The following is an 18,678-nucleotide window of genomic DNA, read 5'->3' on the forward strand; positions in this document are numbered from 1 at the left end:
TGACGTTCAATCGTCGGGCATGGCCAAAAGGCCTATGCCCTCCTCTTTCACGTCACCTTGCTCGCTCTGGCGGGCTTTCGCTGACGTTTGCTCCACCTGCGGCGCTGCCATTGTTGGTGCAGGGGGCTGCTTGCTCGCTCTGGCGCCCGTTCGCTGGTGCAATGGGGTCAGGTTACTTCGCGCCAAAAGGGGAAGTTGCGGTGGAATAGTTCCTGTTTGGCCGTCTTGAGGGGTTAAACGGGAATTATTTCACCGCAACTTATTGATGGCGTGTTTGGTTGGTGCCTGTTGATGGTCTGGGTATCGGGGAGGGCGGGCTCCGTTATAATCGCCTAGAACATTAAATGGAAACGGGACGGGAGCCATACATGCGCCAGGGTTTCGACAACGCGAAGTATATCGAGCTGCAGGCCGCTCATATTAAGGAGCGCATCTCGCAGTTTGGCGGCAAGCTGTATTTGGAGTTTGGCGGCAAGCTGTTTGACGACTATCACGCGAGTCGCGTGCTGCCGGGTTTTGAACCGGACAGCAAGTTCCGCATGCTCAAGAGCATTGCCGATGACGTTGAGGTCATCATCGCGATCAACGCGAACCACATCGAGAAGAATAAGGCCCGTGGCGACCTGGGCATTACCTATGACGAGGACGTCTTGCGCCTGGTCGACCTGTTCCGCGGCAACGGTTTTGCTGTCGCGGCCGTGGTTATCACCCAGTACGCCGGCCAGCCCGCCGCTGACGTCTTCCGCAATCGCCTGAACGCGCTCGGCATTCCTGCCAAGCTGCACTATCCCATCGAGGGCTATCCCCACGACGTCGACCTGATCGTGTCCGACGACGGCTATGGCAAGAACGAGTTTGTCGAGACCACTCGTCCGCTCGTCGTGGTCACCGCGCCCGGCCCCGGCTCGGGCAAGCTCGCCACCTGCCTGTCTCAGCTCTATCACGAGCACAAGCACGGCACCGCCGCCGGCTACGCCAAGTTCGAGACTTTCCCGGTCTGGAACCTTCCCCTCACGCATCCGGTCAACATCGCCTATGAGGCCGCCACGGCCGACCTCGACGATGCGAATATCATCGACTCCTTCCACTTGGAGGCCTATAACAAGACTACGGTCAACTACAACCGCGACGTCGAGGCCTTCCCGGTGGTCCGTGCCCTGATGGAAAAGATCCTGGGCAAGAGCCCCTACCAGAGCCCCACGGACATGGGCGTCAATATGGTCGGCTTTGCCATCACCGATGACGATGCCTGCCGCGACGCTTCCAAGATGGAGATCGTCCGCCGCTACTTTACCGCGGTCGAAAATGTGCGCCGTACCGGCGTGGGCGATGAGCAAGTCGACCGTCTCAAGATCATTATGAAGAAGGCTGGTATCGACAAGAATTACTCGCCGGCACGCTCGGCCGCCCTTACCAGGGAGCAGCTGACGGGTGGCCCCGTAGGCGCCATGGTCATGCCCGATGGCTCCGTGGTGACCGGCAAGACTTCCACGCGCCTGGGCGCCGCGAGCTCGCTCATCATGAATGCACTTAAGCATGTCTCGGGCGTTGACCTTGAGCTCGAGGTCATTAGTGATGAGGCGATCGAGCCTATCAGCAAGCTCAAGACGCATTTCCTGGGTAGCAAGAACCCGCGCCTGCACACTGACGAGACGCTTATGGCGCTCTCGATCACCTCGGCAACGAGCGAGACGGCGGCCCGCGTCCTTTCGGGCCTGGAGCAGCTGCGCGGCTGCGATGCCTTCTTTAGCGTAATCATCTCGCCGACGGACGAGACGGTGTTGCGCAAGCTGGGCATCAACGTGTGCTGTGAGCCCAAGTTCGAGCGCCGTGGTTTCTTCCACCGCTAAGCCTGGATAAATTGGTCTGAAAGGGGCACATCGGGTATGCATTCGGTGTGCCCCTTTTATCAACAAAGCTACCGTTTAACCTAAAAATAGCCCGCTTACCTGCCTATAAGTGATTTGGGCGGTATACAATAACCCTAATTGTTTCATCCTTTTGCGGGGATGCCGCATGATGGATGTTGCCGGCCATCATGGGGTGTGCCGGTCGCGCACGGTGCAGGTGATGCCCGTGCTCGGTTTGAGGAGGCTGCCATGGCTGGCAAGGGTCGTGCGAGTGTCAACGATATGAAGCGCGTCGAGGTGCAGGTGCTGATGGAGATCGCACAGCAGTCCGAAGACAACGGCGGATTTTATGGCTTTTCGCGCAAGACGCTTGCCGAGCGTGTGGGGGTGTCTCCGTATCGCGCCCGCGCGGCAATTGAACGCTTGGAATCCGAAGACATCATCGAGGTCGTCTCGCGCTACAGCGACGACGGCGGCCAGCTCGCAAATGGTATTTGTCTCACGGAGCGTGGCGAATGGTATCTAGAGGGCATCCGTGCCGGCATACTCGTGCAGGACTTGATCAAGGACGAAGTCGCCGATCGATAACGGCGCGCATTCATAGTGGAAACGACGCCGCCTGGGCAACCGGACGGCGTTTTGTTTCGAGATGGAGAAATGCGATTGCGCGTAAGAAAAATTGCGTGCGGCGCGCGTCGCGAGTATTACAATGAAGACCCGTAAGATGTGTATGGACAACTTCTACGGGAAGCGCAGGTAACTCAATATGACCAAGCATGTGTTCGTGACCGGCGGCGTGGTTTCGTCTCTGGGCAAGGGTATTACCGCGGCCTCGCTGGGCCGTCTGCTCAAGTCGCGCGGGTACAAGGTGACGATGCAAAAGGCCGACCCGTATCTGAACGTCGACCCCGGCACCATGAGCCCGTTCCAGCATGGCGAGGTCTTTGTGACCGAGGACGGCTACGAGTCCGATCTGGACCTGGGCCACTACGAGCGCTTTATTGACGAGAACCTGACCCGCGATTCCAACTTTACGACTGGTGCCATCTATAAGAGCCTGATCGCCCGTGAACGTCGCGGTGACTTTTTGGGCGGCACCGTGCAGGTGATTCCGCACGTCACGAACGCCATTAAGGATAAGTTCCGTCGTATTGAGGAGCAGACCGGCTCCGATGTGGTCATCACTGAGTTGGGCGGCACCATCGGCGACATCGAGTCGCAGCCGTTTGTCGAGGCCATCCGTCAGTATCGCAAGGAGGCCGGCCCCGAGAACGTCTGCTACATCCACGTTTCGCTCGTTCCCTATATCGCCGCCGCCCACGAGGTCAAGACCAAACCGACGCAGCACTCCGTCAAGGAGCTCCGCAGCTTTGGTATCCAGCCCGATATTATCGTCCTGCGCTCCGATCACCATATCGACGACGCCATCCGCGGCAAGATTGCAAGCTTCTGCGACGTCGACACCGACTGTGTCTTTACCAACGAGGACTGCGCGAGCATCTACGATGTTCCGCAGCTGCTCGCCGAGCAGGACTTTGACCTGCGCATTTGCGAGCGTCTGGGTCTTGACCCGCGTGAGCGCGACATGAGTCAGTGGAACGAGTTCCTGCGCAAGCAGAACCATGCCAACCAGCACGCCGACAAGGTGAAGATCGCCGTCGTGGGCAAGTATACGCAGCTGCCCGATGCCTACCTGTCGGTTATCGAGGCCCTGCACCACGCGGGTGTGTTCTACGATCGCCACGTTGACGTGCAGCTGGTCGATGGCGAGAGCCTCGATGAGCAGAACGTCTCCGAGGTCCTGGGTGACGCCTCGGGCATCTTGGTCCCTGGCGGCTTTGGCAAGCGCGCCCTGGAGGGCAAGATCCTCGCGGCCGAGTTCGCCCGCGAGCACAAGATTCCGTATCTGGGCATTTGCCTGGGTATGCAGGTGGCCGTGTGCGAATTTGCCCGCAACGTGGTCGGCCTTGCCGGCGCCAGCTCTTCCGAGTTCGATCCGGATGGCCCGTATAGTGTCATCGACTTGATGAGCTCGCAGGAGGACGTGACCGAGAAGGGCGGCACCATGCGTTTGGGCGCCTATCCGTGCAAGCTTGCCGCCGATACCCTCGCTCGCGAGGCCTATGGTGAGGAGCTCGTCTACGAGCGTCACCGTCACCGTTTTGAGTTCAACAACGCCTTCCGTGACCAGCTCGAGGACGCCGGTCTGGTAATCTCGGGTCTTTCACCCGACGAGCGTCTGGTCGAGATGGTCGAGCTGCCGCGCGACGTGCATCCGTGGTATGTGGCCACCCAGGCTCATCCCGAGTTCAAGAGCCGCCCGACCAACCCGCAGCCGCTGTTCCGCGAGTTCGTGCGCGCCTCGATCGGCCAGCATGAGGGCGTCGATCGCTTGCAGGTGACGCCCAAGAACCTCGCTACGGACTAAGGGTGCCGGCGAATAAGGAACATACCGAAGCTACTCCCTCGTCGCTCGCCGTGGCGGCGGGGGAGTATCTCGATTACCTTGCGGTCGAGCGGGGTTTGGCGCGCAATACGATTGCGGCCTACCGTCGTGACCTGACGACGTACTGCGCCTATCTGGAGCGAGCTGACATCGCGTCTTTTGAAGATGTGACCCGTCAGGTCGTGGAGGACTTTGTTGCCGATCGCCGCGACGGAGGCTATTCCGACGCCTCGGTGGAGCGCGCGCTTGCTGCCGTGAAGGGCCTGCATGCCTTTTTGGTGCGCGATGGGGCCGTGGCCCAAAACCCGACGGCGGCGTTGCGCCTGCCCAAAAAGGCAGATCGCCTGCCGGAATACCTTTCGGTGGAGGATGTCTCGGCACTGCTCGATCAAGACTTTCCCGAGGGTGAGATGGGGCTGCGCGATCATGCCATCTTGGAAGTGCTCTACGGATGCGGTTTGCGTGTGAGTGAGCTGGTTGGGCTCGATGTGGGCGATATCCATATCGATGACGGGTTTGTCCTGGTGCGCGGTAAGGGCTCCAAGGAGCGTCTGGCCCCGTTGGTGGGAAGCGCGGCTCGCGCCTTGACACACTATATAGGTGACGGGCGCACTCTCCTGGCCGCGCATGCTCACGGGACGGAGACCTCGGCGGTCTTTTTAAATAAGAACGGACGTCGCCTGTCGCGCCAGGCCGTGCATGCGATATGCGAGCGGTATGGGCGCCAGGTGGGGCTGGTTGGGCTCCACCCCCACACTCTGCGCCACTCCTTTGCCACCCACATGCTCGCGGGCGGTGCCGACCTGCGTGTGCTGCAGGAGATTTTGGGCCATGCCGATATTTCGACCACGCAGGTCTACACGCATGTCGACCGCACGCAACTGACCGAGGTCTATCTGGCGGCGCATCCGCTGGCACATCGCTAGCACCTCGTTGACCTGCATATTTATAAATATTAAAGGGGACGGGCCCCAGATTGCCGAGACGCACTTTTGCGCGCATGGGCAATCTGGGGCCCGTCCCATTTTTCGCTAGACACCGACGCGGTGGTGGGCTGTGTGTACCGTGGGTGGGGGAGTCTGGGGGCGATGTGAACGGTGTGTAAAGGGACGTAAAAATCGCCTCAAGGTCAACTTGAAGGTTGAGGTTCGCGGGCGTGGTTCTACAGGTGGCATCCCGCCTTTGCTGTAAACACAACATATTGTGTTTTCGAACATATGCTCGGGGGTGTTTTACAACATATTGGGGGTGGAGTGGTGGGGTGGGGTGGGGGAAGGGGTGGGGAAAGGTGTTGAAAAATGGGGCGGTTCCCCATATTATTGATGACGTCGACAGGCGGGGTGGTTCCCCGCGTACGTGCCATCTGAGTAACCGAGGGGAGGGCGCACATGGGAATGACGGGTGCATACGAGCGCAATCTCGATGCAAAAGGTCGTCTGTCCCTGCCTGCACCCCTTCGCGAGGAGCTTGGAGAGCACGTTCGCGTGTTCAAAGCCCTGGATGTCGATGCTCTGTACGTGTTCTCTGCCGAGGCCTTCGATAAGTGGGTCGAAGGACTCTTCGCGGGTCGTGAGGGCCACGAGGGTTTTAACCCGCGTGACATCAACGACCAGAAGCTCATGAGGGCGATCAACAAGCGCACCACGTCGATGGATGTGGACAGCGCGGGTCGTATCGGTCTTTCTGAGTCTCTCCGCAAGCAGGCGAATCTCGACCGCGAGGTCACGGTTGTGGGCAACTACGACCACCTCGAGGTTTGGGACCGCGCTACGGCCGATGAGGACGATGACGACGAGGCCCTGCTGGACCTCTTCTTCTCGTAAGGGCAAGGCACGAGTAACGGATGGAGCGTGGGATCTTGACACAAGAATATCGGCATGAACCTGTCATGCTCGGCGAAGTGCTTGAGTCGCTGCAGCTAAAGAGCGGCTCCGTCGTCTGCGACTGCACCCTTGGCGGTGCCGGCCATTCGGTAAAGATGGCCGCGCAGGTGGGGGAGACCGGCCTTTTGCTCGGCGTCGATCAGGACGACATGGCCCTCGAGGCCGCTGGCGCCCGTCTGGACCGCGAGGTTCCCGGCGTACCGCACCAGCTGCTGAAGGGCAACTTCGGCGACTTGGACGAGCTGCTTTGCTCGGCCGAGGTGCCCGGGGTCGATGGCTTCCTGTTCGACTTGGGCGTTTCGTCGCCGCAACTCGATATCCCTGGCAGGGGCTTTTCGTACAACGAGGACGCCCCATTGGACATGCGGATGGATCCGGGTAACAACACCTTAAACGCAGCTGAGGTCATCAACACCTATAACGAACACGACCTCGCCCGGATTCTACGCGTCTATGGCGAAGAGAAGTTCGCCTCGCAGATCGCGCGTGAGATCGTGCGCCGCCGCGAGCATGAGCCGATCGAAACCACCGGTCAGTTTGTCGAGATCATCAAGGCTGGTATCCCCGCTGCCGCTCGTCGGCATGGCGGACACCCAGCCAAGAAAAGTTTCCAGGCCATTCGCATCGAGGTCAATCACGAACTCGATGTGCTCGAGCGAGGGCTTGACGCCGCCACAAGGTGGCTCAACCCGGGCGGACGCATCTGCGTCATCTCGTATCACTCGCTCGAGGACCGTATCGTAAAGAACCACTTTAAGGAGATGAGCCAGGGGTGCACGTGTCCGCCGGAGATTCCGGTGTGCGTGTGCGGCAACGTGCCGATACTCAAGGTCATCACCCGCAAACCCCTGGTTGCCCAACCCGATGAGGTTGCGCGCAACCCTCGGGCGAGATCAGCCAAGATCCGCGTGGCGCAGCGTCTGTAGACGCGACCGCGCGATATTGGACCTCCCGCTCGTACCACAAACGAAGCTTAAACACACTACCAACGTACTCGGGATGGGAGGCGGCATATCATGGGCTACAACACCTCAAACGCAGCACTCGCCTATGATATGAACGCCATGCCCGCCTATCGTGAGGCACCGCAGGCCCCCGTTGCTCCCCGCGAGCAGCGCACGCCGCGCTTTGATGTCTACACGGGCGCGGGCCGTCAGGCAAACCAGGCGGTAAGCCCGGTTTTCATGAGCGTTCTTAAAACGTTTTGCATCATTGCGGCCATCTTCATGACGATCGGTGTCGCCCGTGTGGCGCTCGCCGGCGTTACGGCCCAGGTGCTCAACAACAACGCCGCGCTTACCAACACGCTCGAGAAGGCGACCGACGAGAGCTCCGACCTGGAGGTCATGCATTCGGTCTATGGTGCCGACACGCGCATTCGCGACCTTGCGGGCGCTTATGGCATGGTGGAGCCCAGCGAGAGCGTTACACTTGATTTTTCGCAGGATGCAGCCGCGGGCGCTAGCTCGACCGCGACCGCTCAGTAACAAGACGGTAGCTGAGTATGACAAATGACTATCGCCGCGGCTCCGACGGGGGTCGCGGTTCTGGACGTCCCTCATCGCGGGGACGTTCTGGTTATCAAGGAACGGGTCGGCCATCTTACAACGCGAGGCCGTCCTATGGCAACGACCCTGCGTCGCGTCTCCGTGGCTCGAGTGGTCCTCAAATGCATAACACCAGACCGCGCAAGAGCTCGTCGACCGAATGGCTCACGGGCACGCCGCTGCCCCGTCGCAAAGCCGTCATGGGCTTCATCGGGTTTGGCTTGGGTTTGGGCGTCCTTCGCCTTGCCGACTATCAAATCGTGGAAGCCGATAAGTTACGCGACCGCGCCGATGCACGTCGCTTGCTTGCGCAGACGCTGTATGCCAAGCGCGGTACCATCTACGACCGTAACGGCAACGTGCTGACGTCGTCGGTCGAATGCCGCAACATCGCCGTGAATCCTCAGCTTATCGAGGACGTTGACAAGACGGTATCGGCACTGGTCAAAGCTACGGGCATCGATAAAAAGACCTGTCGCGAGCTCGTTGAGTCGGATGGCACCTGGGTGTATATCAAACGTCAGGTGGACGAGGATGATGTCGCGGCGCTGGAGAAGAAGAACCTGCCAGGCGTGCTCTTTGAGCAGGCCATGAAGCGTGTGTACCCCTACGGCAACCTGGCATCGCAGGTGCTTGGCGTGGTAAACGTGGACAACGACGGTCTGACGGGCCTCGAAAAACAGTACAACAAGCTTTTGACCGGAACCAACGGTTCGCTGGTGCGCGAGCGGGCGAGGGACGGTAGCTATATCGCGGGCGGCGCCTATAAGAAGGTTGCCGCGGTGGACGGCGTGGACATCGTGACGACGCTCGATGTCAATATCCAGCGTGCCGCCGAGGACGCCCTGGCCGAGGCGGTCGAAAAGACCAAGGCCAAGAATGGCTCGGCCCTGGTCACCGATCCCACGACGGGCGAGATTCTGGCGGCATGCTCGTATCCGACATATGACCAGACCGATCTGGAAAACGCCAAGACCGAGGACATGAACTTGCGCCTGGTTACCGATGCCTACGAGCCCGGCTCGGTCTTTAAGACGCTCGTGGCCGGTGCCGGCTTCGACTTGGGCGCCGTGCGTTCGAGCACGTCGTTTGAGGTGCCGGCGAGCATTAAGGTTGGCGACGACACCGTTACCGACGCCGATAAGCGCGACTACACCATGACCATGGACGTGCGCGAGATGATGCGCCGTTCGTCCAATGTGGGCTTTGTCCTGGTGGGACGCAAGATCGGTGCCGATGATTTTGCCACCTATGTGGACAAGTGGGGTATCGGTCATAGCTCCGGTGTCGATTTTCCGGGTGAGAGTCTGGGCATCGTCAAGGAGCGCGACCAGTACGACGGCGCCACGCTGGGCTCGATGAGCTTTGGCCAGGCGCTGTCCGTCTCGCCGATTGAGGTCGCACGTGCCGTGGGCGGCATCGCGAACGGCGGCGTGATGATGACTCCGCACTTCTATAAGTCCAGCAAGGGCGATGAGAAGGACTGGGGCGAAGGCGAGCGTGCGATTTCGGAGGACGCTGCCACCCAGGTGACATCGTGCATGCAGACGGTCGTGTCCGAAGGCACGGGTGTTGGCGGTGCGGTCGATGGCTATGACGTGGCGGGCAAGACCGGTACGGCCGAGCGTGCTGACGAGAACGGCGGTTACCTCAAGGAGAACTACATGTCGTCCTTTATGGGCTTTGCGCCGACACAATCGCCCAAGGTGCTGTGCTATATCACACTCGATGGAACGCCGAGCGGCTCGGATGCCGCCGCGGTGCCATTCCAGTCCATTATGGCCAACGCGCTCGACGTGCTGGGAATCCCGCGGACGAAGTAGGGGGTTACAATCTTGAGCGTGGTCTGCCGTTTGATCTGAAGGGTGTTCACATGCCCTGCACCACGCGCGCATGGCACTGGGATACAATACGCCGATAGCATTATTAGGTTTACAGGGGAGCTGCAATGATAGAGATCGCCGTCAACAACCTCGCGGCCTCAACGGGGGCCCGAACCGTGACGGAAGAAGTCGATCGGGTATGCCGCGGGTGCGTTATCGACTCGCGTCAGGTCGAGGAGGGGACGATCTTTGTCGCCTTCCCCGGCGAAAAGGTCGACGGCAATGATTTTGCCTCCCGTGCCATTGAGTCGGGTGCCGGTGCCGTCGTGATGACGCGCGAACCCGATGCCGAGCTGGTTTCGCTGGCGCAGGACAAGGGATGCGCCATCTTGCTGACCGACGACCCCGAGGAGTTCTTGCTGCGCCTGGCGCATGTATATCGCTTGGAGCTTGGCTGCCTGGTCGTCGGCATTACCGGTTCGATTGGCAAGACGACGACCAAGGACGTGCTCGCCGCCGTGCTCGCCAAGCGTTATCGCGTCTGGGCCACCAAGGGCAATTTCAACAACCTGATCGGCATGCCGCTCACGGTGCTTTCCGCTCCGGCCGATACCGAGGTTCTGGTGCTCGAGATGGGCATGAACCATTTTCATGAGATTGAGCGCCTGTCCCAGTCTGCCAACCCCAATCTTGCCATCGTGAGCAAGATCGGAACCTCCCATATCGGTATTCTGGGCAGCCGCGAGAACATCGCCCGCGCCAAGTCCGAGATTGTCCAGGGCATGTGCACCGCCGGCGACTTCTCGCCGTTGCTGGTGTTGGGCGGCGAGGACGACTTTACGCCGTTCATTCGCGATACGTTCGCCCAGCCTGCGGGTATTGACGTGATGCTGGCCGGTGTCTCGGACGACGACGAGGTCCGCGCACGCGACATTCGCGTCGACGACGAGGGCCATCCGGTCTTTACGCTCGACTTTGGTCAGGGCGACACGGTCGATACCATGCTGGCCATTCCCGGCGTGCAGTCCGTGCCCAATGCCGTCAAGGCCGCCGCTGTCGGCTATCGTCTGGGCGTGACGCCCGAGCAGATCGATGCTGCCTTTAGGGGCCTTACGATCACCGGTCACCGTCAGGAGATCAAGCGCGCCAAGAGCGGAGCGCGCATCATCGACGACTCCTATAACGCCAGTGCCGAGTCTATGGCTGCCGGCCTCGATTTGCTGTGCTCGCTTTCATGTGACGGTTCGCGCATGGCGATCCTGGGCGAGATGGGCGAGATGGGCGACGAGGCTCCCCGCATGCATGAGCTCGTGGGCGCCTATGCCGCCGCCAAGAAGCTCGACATGCTCGCGTGCGTCGGCGGCGAGCTGGCTCAGCTCATGGCCGATGCCGCACGTATGATGGGTATGGATGAGGACCGCATCCAGGTATTCTCCGATTATCAGCAGGTGCTCGACCGCATGGGCGGCGCGCTTGAAAATCATGATGTTGTACTGGTCAAGGGTTCCCGTTTTGTTGAGCTCGACCGCTTTGTGGAAGGTGTGTGCTAGCCCATGTTCGGCAATCCCTCGTATCCTACGTATCAGGCCTTTTTGGGACTTGGCATCGCTGCCGCCATTGCGCTGCTGCTTATGCCGTGGTGGATCAAGCTGCTGAAGGTCGAGGGTATCGGCCAACAGGTCCGAGCCGACGGCCCCAAGCGTCATTTGATTAAGCAGGGTACGCCGACCATGGGCGGCGTCATCATCCTTGTCGCGATATCGCTGACCTGCCTGCTGATGGGCAAGCTCACCACCGAGCTCGTGCTCGTGCTGCTTGCCACGCTGGCCACCGGCGTTCTGGGTCTCATCGACGACCTGACCTCCGTCACGCATGGTCGCTCGCTCGGCCTGACGCCTCACGCCAAGATGATCGGTCTGACCATCATCTGCGTCACTTTTACCGTGCTCGCCGTCAATTGGTGCGGCGTCGCCCCCGAGATTCGTTTTCCCGGCGGCCTGACGATTGACCTCGGTGTTCTTTCGACCACCATCTGCGGCCTTTCGTTCCCGTGGCTCTACATTGTATTTTGCTGGCTGATGATCGCCGGTCTTTCCAATGCCGTGAACCTGACCGATGGTCTGGACGGCCTTGCCGGTGGCACTTCCATGATCGCCATGCTCGCCATGGCCGCCATGGCGTTTTTGCACGGTGACGTGAACCTGTCCATCTTCTGCACGGCGTGCGCCGGTGCCTGCCTGGGCTTTTTGTGGTTCAATTGCTACCCGGCGAGCATCTTTATGGGCGATACCGGCTCGCTTGCCCTGGGTGCCGCTTTTGCCTGCACCTCCATCATGACCAACACCGAAGTCGTTTCCCTCATCATCGGCGGTCTGTTTATCGTCGAGACTCTGTCGGTCATGATCCAGGTTGTCTATTTCCACTTTACGCACAAGCGCGTCTTCCTTATGGCGCCCATTCATCATCATTTCGAAAAGAAGGGCTGGGCCGAGACCAAGGTCGTTATCCGTTTTTGGATTATCGCCGCGGCCTTTGGCGCCGTTGGCCTCGCCCTGTTCTTCCAGTTGGGATAGTGGTCTTTCATGCCTCTTGCTGATGTCTTTAGCCTGCTTGTTTTGGGGCAGGGTAAATCCGGTCTCGATGTCGCCCGTTGGGCGTTGGCTCACCCCGAGCGCGTGAGTGCCACGACCGTGTATGGCGGCGGTAGCTCCGAGCCCAATGAAGCCACGCGTGCGCTCGAGGCGCAGGGCGCGTCGTTTGTCTACGGCACCGAGCAGGTCGAGGGTGCCTATGACGTGTGCGTGACATGCCCGGGTATCTCGGAGTTCTCGGCCTTCTTTAAGGCTGGGCGTGAGCATGCCGCTCAGATTATGGGCGAGCCCGAGTTTGCCTATCGCCTGTCTCCCCAAAATTGGATCGCCATCACGGGCACCAACGGCAAGACAACTACCACGTCGCTGACCGATTATCTGCTCAAGGCCGCCGGTGAAGCCAGCGTGGCCGTCGGCAATATCGGCGAGCCGCCGGTGAACGAGATCGACGGCCGCGCACACAATGAGTGGTTTGTGGCCGAGCTGTCGAGTTATCAGATTGCTACGACAGCCGAGCTTCATCCTCGCGTGGCGGTGCTGCTCAACATCACGCCCGACCACCTGGGCTGGCACAAGAGCCACAAGAACTATGCGCTTGCCAAGATCAAGTTGTTCGAGAATATGGTCGACGACGACCTCGTGGTTATCGACGTCGAGGATGCCGGCATCCATGAGTTCGATGAGTACATCTACACACCGGGTCGCCGTATCTGCAAGGTCGCTTTTGACGAGCCCGAGGGTGCAGACGCCGCCTTTGTGCGCGACGGTAAGATGGTCGTGCGCCTGAGGGGTGTCGAGACTCAGCTTGTCGCCACGTCCGAGCTCAAGATCTCGGGCCATCACAATGTCATCAATGCCCTATGTGCCGCCACGGCTGCTCTGGCCGTCGGTGCCGATCCCGAGGGCATTTGCCGCGGTTTGACATCGTTCCAGCCACTCGAACACCGCGTGGAACCCTGTGGCGAGATCGATGGCGTGCGCTACGTCAACGATTCCAAGGCAACGAACACCGATGCAGTCGAAAAGGCCCTGACGGCGTTTCCCGACGACGATGTGATTTTGCTGCTCGGCGGCCACGATAAGGGTACGCCGCTTGCGGACTTTGCCCGCGTCGTTATGGACAACGTGCGCTCGGTCGTTTGCTTTGGCGATGCGCGCGAGCGCTTTACCGCCGCTATGGACGAGGCCGATGTCGATGGTGACGTGGATATCGCCCAGGCCGATGATCTGCGCGATGCCGTTGACGTTGCCCGCTCACTCTCGAGCCGCGGCGACGTGATCCTGCTTTCGCCCGCCTGCTCTTCGTTTGACGAGTTCTCGGGCTACGAGGAGCGCGGTCGCGTGTTTAAGGACTACGTTGTCCAGCTTGCCGCAGCAGCGAAATCGCAAACGGAATAGGGGTTGCCGGTGAGAGAGGAGAGCCCCCGAAGTGATATGAGGAGGCCCGACTCGGACCGTGCTTCCTCGCTGCGTAGCACGCCGCGTTCCGGACGCGGCGGGCAGACGTTCAGTGAGCGCTATATTGCCGGCGTCCCCGCCCGCATCATGCGCCCCCGTTTGATATTTATGGCTTGCCTGTTTAGCTTGGTTTGCTTTGGCTTGCTGATGGTGTACTCGGCATCTTCGGTCGAGGCACTGCACGAGAATGGTTCGGCGACGTTTTTCCTGTTTCGACAAGCCGCGTTTGCCGGAGTTGGCGTGCTGGCTATGGTTGCCATCGTGCGCATCTTGCCGGACAGTTGGTTTGGGGAAGACGTGCTCAGGATCTTCCTCATGGGCATGATAGGGCTACTGGTTCTGGTGTTCTTTATGGGTAGCGGCAGTCGTGGCGCCACGCGCTGGCTCAACATCGCCGGTATTCAGTTCCAGCCGTCTGAGTTTTTAAAGCCGTTCGCCATCGCGTATTCGGCCATCATGCTCGACCGCATCTTTTCGCCCGGCGGCAACATCAACGAGTTTCTTCGCAAGATGGGTGTCTACCTGGGCATTTCGCTCTTTCTGATTTTTGTTCAGCCCGATTTTGGCACCGTTCTGATCATCTTGCTGACCCTCATGTGCATGGCGTTGTTTGCGGGATTGGACCCCAAATATATCGTTTGGACGGTCGTTGCCGGCATCGCCGTCATTGCGATCGCCCTTATCGCCGAGCCGTATCGTATGACGCGTGTCGAGGTTGCTTGGAATCCTTGGGCAGACGAATATGGTGATGGCTATCAGGCCACGCTTGCCATTATGGCGTTTGCCTCGGGCGGCCTGTTCGGTCGCGGTATCGGTAACTCCACCATGAAGTACTCGTATTTGCCCGAGGCGCATAACGACTACATCTTGGCTATTATCGGCGAGGAAGTTGGCTTTATCGGAACCGTGCTGTTCTTCTTGGTGTTCGCGATGCTGATCTACTCGGCGTTTCGTATTGCCGAGCAGGCGACCGACCGTCGCGGAGCACTTATGGCATCGGGTTCCGCGGTCATCCTTGCGGTGCAGTTTTTGATCAACGCGCTGGGCATTCTCAATGTGTTTCCCATGACGGGCAAGCCGCTGCCGTTTATTAGCTACGGCGGCTCGTCGATTATTGTGTCGCTTATGCTCGCCGGTCTGATCCTGCGCGTTTCGTATGAGAGCGCCCGTCGCGATGAATACGACCGTCGCCGCGAGAGCTTTGCCGTTATGGATGAGAGTACCGCCGGCGTGCCCCACGTGCGCGGCGAGCGATCTTCGCGTAACGGCTTTACCGTCCTGGATGGCTCTGCGACCGAGCCGGCAGCCCGTCCGCGTCAGCGAATGGCGCCGCAAGGTCGTCCGCAGCGCCCCACTCCTCGTAATGCGGGCGGTGGATATAATCGAATCGATTTGAATTCGGACCCGTCGGCGCGTTTGCGCACCGATGACCAGGGACCGCGTGTACGAAGGGATTACCATGACCGATAAGATGACCGTTGCTATTGCAGCTGGCGGCACGGCAGGACATATCAACCCCGCGCTCGCCTTGGCCGAGGAACTGCGTGACCGCGGTCATCACGTTGTGTTCGTGGGCCAGTCGCGCAAGCTCGAGGGTCGTCTGGTTCCCGAGGCCGGATTCGATTTTGTGCCCATCACGGTCACGGGTTTCGATCGCTCCCGTCCCTGGACGGCGCTGACCTCGCTGTGGCGCGTCAACAAGGCGAAGCGTGCGCTTGCCCGTCACTTCTCGAAGGTCGGTAAGCCCGATGCCGCTATCGGCTTTGGTGCTTACGTTGAGGTCCCGCTGCTGGGTTGGTGCAAGGGCGCCGGCGTTCCGTATCTGCTGCACGAGCAGAACTCTGTTCCGGGTCTGGCCAATAAGATGATGAGCTCACATGCCGCCCGCGTGTGCATTTCGGTACCTGCGGCCCGTGCGGTCTTTGAGCGCGAGGGCGACCCCGACCATGTGCTCATGACGGGCAATCCTGTGCGTCGTTCGGTGATCGAGGGCGATCGCGCCCGCGGTCGTAAGACGCTCGGTGTGCCCGAGGACGCGACGCTTCTGCTCGTCTTTGGTGGTTCGCTCGGTGCTCAGCATCTCAACGAGCGCGTTGCCTCGCTCAAGAGTGAGCTGCTGACCCGCGAGAATCTCTTCATTTTGCATTCGACGGGTGCCGACGGGTTTGAGGAGACCGAGCGCGCTTTGGCGCTGACGCCCGAGGAGGCGAAGCGCTATCGTGTCCAGCCCTACATCGACAACATGGGCGATATGCTGGCTGCGGCCGATTTGGTGCTCTCGCGTTCCGGTGCCTCGAGCGTGGCCGAGATCGCCGCGCTTGCCGTGCCCTCGGTACTCGTGCCGTATCCGCACGCGACGGCCGACCACCAGACCACGAATGCGCGCTACCTGGTCGATGCCGGTGCCGGCGTGCTTTGCGCCGATGCCGATATCGATGCCCCTGCCTTTGCCGACGAGTTTCTGCACCTGATCGATGACGCTGCGGCGCGTGATGCCATGCGTCAGGCGGCGCGCGGCTTGGCCCAGGACCGTGCCGCCGCACTTTTGGCCGACGCGGTAGAGGGATTGCGTTAGTTAGACGGGATATCGCCGGTCGCCCTCGCGCGGATGCGGTAGGTGCGGTACAGTTAACGGGTTACAGGCAGTGTTTACGCAAGGAGTACACGAGCACATGGCTGATTCCCAGACTGCAACCTCCGCGCCCGAGTTCAAGAGCGCCCACTTTATCGGTATCGGTGGCGCCGGCATGAGCGGCATCGCCCTCGTCCTGCACGAGCGCGGTTATACCGTTACCGGCTCCGACCTTAAGACGTCGCGCTATATTCGCCAGCTTACCCGCGCCGGCGTGAAGGTCCACGTGGGCCATGAGGCTGCGACGATCGACGAGGTCAAGCCCGACGTGGTTGTGGTCTCCACCGCTATTCCCGAGTCCAACCCCGAGCTCGTGCGTGCACGCGAGCTGGGTATTCCCGTGTGGCCCCGCGCCAAGATGCTCTCGGCTCTGGGCCACGGCTACACCACCGTCGCCGTTGCCGGCACGCACGGCAAGACCACGACGTCTTCGATGTGCGCCACGATGCTCGATCGCATGGGTCTGGACCCCAGCTTTTTGATCGGCGGCATCGTCGAGGGCTACGACACCAACGGCAAGAATGGCTCGGGCGACTACTTTGTCGCCGAGGCCGACGAGTCCGATAGCTCGTTCCTGTTCCTGAACCCCAACGTGGTCATCGTGACCAACGTCGAGGCCGACCATCTCGATCACTACTCGGGCATCGAGGAGATCGAGGCCACCTTTGCCAAGTTTATGGGTCTGGTGGGCGAGGACGGCACCGTCATTGTTTGCGGCGAGGACCCGCATCTGGTCGAGCTCGCCAAGTCGACGGGCCGTCATGTGCTTTCCTATGGCTTTGCCGAGAACAACGACATCGTCTGCGTACATCCGGATGTCAAGGGCATCCAGAGCGACTTTATCGTTCGCTTTGAGGACGGCACCGAGCACGCTGTCGAGATCAAGAGCAACCCCGGTCGTCACAACATGCTCAACGCCACGGCCGTCTTGACCGTCGCCCATGTCCTTGGCCTCGATATCGACGCCGCCGCTAAGGCACTTTCGAGTTTTGAGGGCGTCCGCCGTCGCTTTACCCACGTGGGCGATATCGACGGCATCACGGTGGTTGACGATTACGGCCATCATCCCACCGAGATCAAGGCGACGCTCGCTGCTGCCTCTTCGCTGGGCTACAAACATGTCGACGTCGTGTTCCAGCCGCACCGCTATTCGCGCCTGCAGGCTCTGTGCGATGACTTTGCCGATGCCTTTGCCAACGCCGACAAGCTGCTGCTGATCGATGTATTCTCCGCCGGCGAGATGCCGATCCCGGGCGTTACCTCCAAGATGCTCGCAGATACCGTTCGCGCTAAGCACCCCGGCAAGGAGGTCGTGTACTGCTCCAGTCGTCTTGAGCTCAACCAGGAGCTTGAGAAGCTCGTGGGCGAGGGCGACCTGCTGCTCACCATGGGTGCCGGTGACGTTACGACCGTCGGCCCCGAGTTCATCGAGTATCTGACTGCCAAGAAAGACGCTTAAACCCCATGGGTCTGTTTAACGCCGTCATGGCGCTTTCGGGCATGATCGACACGGACGCGGTCGAGGACGAACGTCTTGCACGCCATACAAGCTATCGTATCGGCGGCAAGGCCGACCTCTTTGTGACGTGCCATAGCTACCATGCCCTGCGTCGCGCCGTGGCGGTGCTTGACCGCGAGCGGGTGCCGTGGGTGATTATCGGCAAGGGGTCCAACCTGTTGGTTGCCGATGCCGGTTATCGCGGCGCCGTTATTTCGCTGGGACGTGAGTTTCAGCGCACGGTTGTTGCCGAGGACGGCTGCACGCTGACCGTTGGTGCGGGCGTGATGTTCGCGCGTTTGGTCAACGACGCTTTGTCGCGCGGGCTTTCGGGCCTTGAGTTCGCGGTCGGTATTCCCGGTTCGGTCGGTGGTGCCGTGTCCATGAACGCAGGTACGCGGACCGAGTGGATCGGCTCCCTTATCGAGGACGTGGTCACGTTTGATCCGGCGTCCGGTATTAAGCACTATGCAGGGTCCGAGATCGCTTGGGGGTATCGCGAGTGCAGCTTGCCGCGTAACGAGATCATTCTCGAGTGCGTGCTTAAACTCAAGCCCGCGCCCAAGGCAGACATTCGCGAGCGTATGGAGCGGTACCTGACGCGCCGCAAGCGCACGCAGCCCATGGGCCGTGCATCCTGCGGATCGGTCTTTCGCAACCCGCCCGACGCAAGCGTGGGCAAGTTGATTGAGGATTGTGGATTAAAGGGTTTTTCGGTTGGCGGTGCGGAAGTTTCGCCCGTACACGCTAATTTTATCGTTAATAACGGAACCGCCTCGGCCGATGACGTGGCCGCGGTTATCAGGCATGTGCACGGAAAGGTGAGGGAGGCGTATGGCATCGAGCTCAGACCGGAAGTTAAATTCCTCGGCTTCTAGAGCATCGAAACCAACCTTCCGCCGCGCCGGAGGGCGTTCCGGCGCACCTGCCCAGCCTCAACATAAGCCCGC

15 protein-coding genes are annotated in these 18,678 nt (G+C 60.4%); all 15 read left to right on the plus strand.

The window, feature by feature from the left end:
• Positions 1-368 precede the first annotated feature (368 nt).
• The 15 genes from AB5Z20_RS07110 (at position 369) to murB (ending at position 18,606) form a co-directional block, all read left to right on the plus strand.
• Positions 369-1,850: a DUF1846 domain-containing protein gene (locus tag AB5Z20_RS07110; RefSeq protein WP_006234276.1), complete on the plus strand. Its 1,482-nt coding sequence runs from the start codon at positions 369-371 to the stop codon at positions 1,848-1,850.
• A gap of 249 nt (positions 1,851-2,099) precedes the next feature.
• The gene (locus tag AB5Z20_RS07115; protein WP_035137943.1) at positions 2,100-2,438 is read left to right on the plus strand and encodes a hypothetical protein; all 339 of its coding nucleotides are present in this window, start codon (positions 2,100-2,102) and stop codon (positions 2,436-2,438) included.
• Between the two features lie 178 nt (positions 2,439-2,616).
• Complete coding sequence (locus AB5Z20_RS07120) at positions 2,617-4,278, plus strand: CTP synthase (RefSeq protein ID WP_271748368.1); 1,662 nt, start codon at positions 2,617-2,619, stop codon at positions 4,276-4,278.
• Positions 4,279-4,280: 2 nt separating this feature from the next.
• On the plus strand, positions 4,281-5,222 hold the full coding sequence (xerD, locus tag AB5Z20_RS07125) for a site-specific tyrosine recombinase XerD (protein WP_368134643.1): 942 nt from the start codon (positions 4,281-4,283) through the stop codon (positions 5,220-5,222).
• Between the two features lie 462 nt (positions 5,223-5,684).
• On the plus strand, positions 5,685-6,119 hold the full coding sequence (locus tag AB5Z20_RS07130) for a division/cell wall cluster transcriptional repressor MraZ (RefSeq protein WP_035137949.1): 435 nt from the start codon (positions 5,685-5,687) through the stop codon (positions 6,117-6,119).
• A gap of 20 nt (positions 6,120-6,139) precedes the next feature.
• Entirely contained in the window at positions 6,140-7,105 is a 966-nt protein-coding gene (gene rsmH, locus AB5Z20_RS07135) for a 16S rRNA (cytosine(1402)-N(4))-methyltransferase RsmH (RefSeq protein ID WP_117636014.1), read from the plus strand.
• Between the two features lie 90 nt (positions 7,106-7,195).
• A complete protein-coding gene (locus tag AB5Z20_RS07140) occupies positions 7,196-7,666 on the plus strand; it encodes a hypothetical protein (protein ID WP_368156779.1) in 471 nt (156 codons plus the stop codon).
• 182 nt (positions 7,667-7,848) lie between these two features.
• Positions 7,849-9,549 carry a peptidoglycan D,D-transpeptidase FtsI family protein gene (locus tag AB5Z20_RS07145; RefSeq protein WP_368156780.1) on the plus strand — a complete coding sequence of 567 codons (1,701 nt, stop codon included), beginning with the start codon at positions 7,849-7,851 and terminating at the stop codon, positions 9,547-9,549.
• Between the two features lie 125 nt (positions 9,550-9,674).
• Positions 9,675-11,099, plus strand: a complete 1,425-nt coding sequence (locus tag AB5Z20_RS07150) for a UDP-N-acetylmuramoyl-tripeptide--D-alanyl-D-alanine ligase (RefSeq protein WP_368156781.1) — start codon at positions 9,675-9,677, stop codon at positions 11,097-11,099.
• 3 nt (positions 11,100-11,102) lie between these two features.
• Positions 11,103-12,122, plus strand: coding sequence for a phospho-N-acetylmuramoyl-pentapeptide-transferase (mraY, locus tag AB5Z20_RS07155; protein ID WP_117746963.1), 1,020 nt, complete (start codon positions 11,103-11,105; stop codon positions 12,120-12,122).
• Between the two features lie 9 nt (positions 12,123-12,131).
• A complete protein-coding gene (gene murD / locus AB5Z20_RS07160; protein ID WP_346964901.1) occupies positions 12,132-13,538 on the plus strand; it encodes a UDP-N-acetylmuramoyl-L-alanine--D-glutamate ligase in 1,407 nt (468 codons plus the stop codon).
• 9 nt (positions 13,539-13,547) lie between these two features.
• The gene (ftsW, locus tag AB5Z20_RS07165) at positions 13,548-15,068 is read left to right on the plus strand and encodes a putative lipid II flippase FtsW (protein ID WP_346964902.1); all 1,521 of its coding nucleotides are present in this window, start codon (positions 13,548-13,550) and stop codon (positions 15,066-15,068) included.
• Positions 15,058-16,173: an undecaprenyldiphospho-muramoylpentapeptide beta-N-acetylglucosaminyltransferase gene (gene murG / locus AB5Z20_RS07170; protein WP_368156782.1), complete on the plus strand. Its 1,116-nt coding sequence runs from the start codon at positions 15,058-15,060 to the stop codon at positions 16,171-16,173. The genes ftsW and murG overlap by 11 nt, the downstream gene beginning before the upstream one ends.
• Positions 16,174-16,270: 97 nt before the next feature.
• A complete protein-coding gene (gene murC / locus AB5Z20_RS07175; protein ID WP_368156783.1) occupies positions 16,271-17,689 on the plus strand; it encodes a UDP-N-acetylmuramate--L-alanine ligase in 1,419 nt (472 codons plus the stop codon).
• Positions 17,690-17,694: 5 nt separating this feature from the next.
• Positions 17,695-18,606, plus strand: a complete 912-nt coding sequence (gene murB / locus AB5Z20_RS07180) for a UDP-N-acetylmuramate dehydrogenase (RefSeq protein ID WP_368156784.1) — start codon at positions 17,695-17,697, stop codon at positions 18,604-18,606.
• Positions 18,607-18,678: the final 72 nt, after the last annotated feature.

The sequence above is a fragment of the Collinsella aerofaciens genome (genome assembly GCF_040910245.1).
In the GTDB taxonomy this organism is placed as follows: Bacteria; Actinomycetota; Coriobacteriia; order Coriobacteriales; family Coriobacteriaceae; genus Collinsella.

Bases quoted from the DNA above. Each gene is read 5' to 3' on its own strand.
- murG (WP_368156782.1), top strand. From the start codon at position 15,058: ATGACCGATAAGATGACCGTTGCTATTGCAGCTGGCGGCACGGCAGGA.
- murD (WP_346964901.1), top strand. From the start codon at position 12,132: ATGCCTCTTGCTGATGTCTTTAGCCTGCTTGTTTTGGGGCAGGGTAAA.
- AB5Z20_RS07110 (WP_006234276.1), top strand. From the start codon at position 369: ATGCGCCAGGGTTTCGACAACGCGAAGTATATCGAGCTGCAGGCCGCT.
- AB5Z20_RS07115 (WP_035137943.1), top strand. From the start codon at position 2,100: ATGGCTGGCAAGGGTCGTGCGAGTGTCAACGATATGAAGCGCGTCGAG.
- AB5Z20_RS07140 (WP_368156779.1), top strand. From the start codon at position 7,196: ATGGGCTACAACACCTCAAACGCAGCACTCGCCTATGATATGAACGCC.
- murB (WP_368156784.1), top strand. From the start codon at position 17,695: ATGGGTCTGTTTAACGCCGTCATGGCGCTTTCGGGCATGATCGACACG.
- AB5Z20_RS07150 (WP_368156781.1), top strand. From the start codon at position 9,675: ATGATAGAGATCGCCGTCAACAACCTCGCGGCCTCAACGGGGGCCCGA.
- murC (WP_368156783.1), top strand. From the start codon at position 16,271: ATGGCTGATTCCCAGACTGCAACCTCCGCGCCCGAGTTCAAGAGCGCC.
- AB5Z20_RS07130 (WP_035137949.1), top strand. From the start codon at position 5,685: ATGGGAATGACGGGTGCATACGAGCGCAATCTCGATGCAAAAGGTCGT.
- AB5Z20_RS07120 (WP_271748368.1), top strand. From the start codon at position 2,617: ATGACCAAGCATGTGTTCGTGACCGGCGGCGTGGTTTCGTCTCTGGGC.
- mraY (WP_117746963.1), top strand. From the start codon at position 11,103: ATGTTCGGCAATCCCTCGTATCCTACGTATCAGGCCTTTTTGGGACTT.
- rsmH (WP_117636014.1), top strand. From the start codon at position 6,140: ATGGAGCGTGGGATCTTGACACAAGAATATCGGCATGAACCTGTCATG.
- AB5Z20_RS07145 (WP_368156780.1), top strand. From the start codon at position 7,849: ATGCATAACACCAGACCGCGCAAGAGCTCGTCGACCGAATGGCTCACG.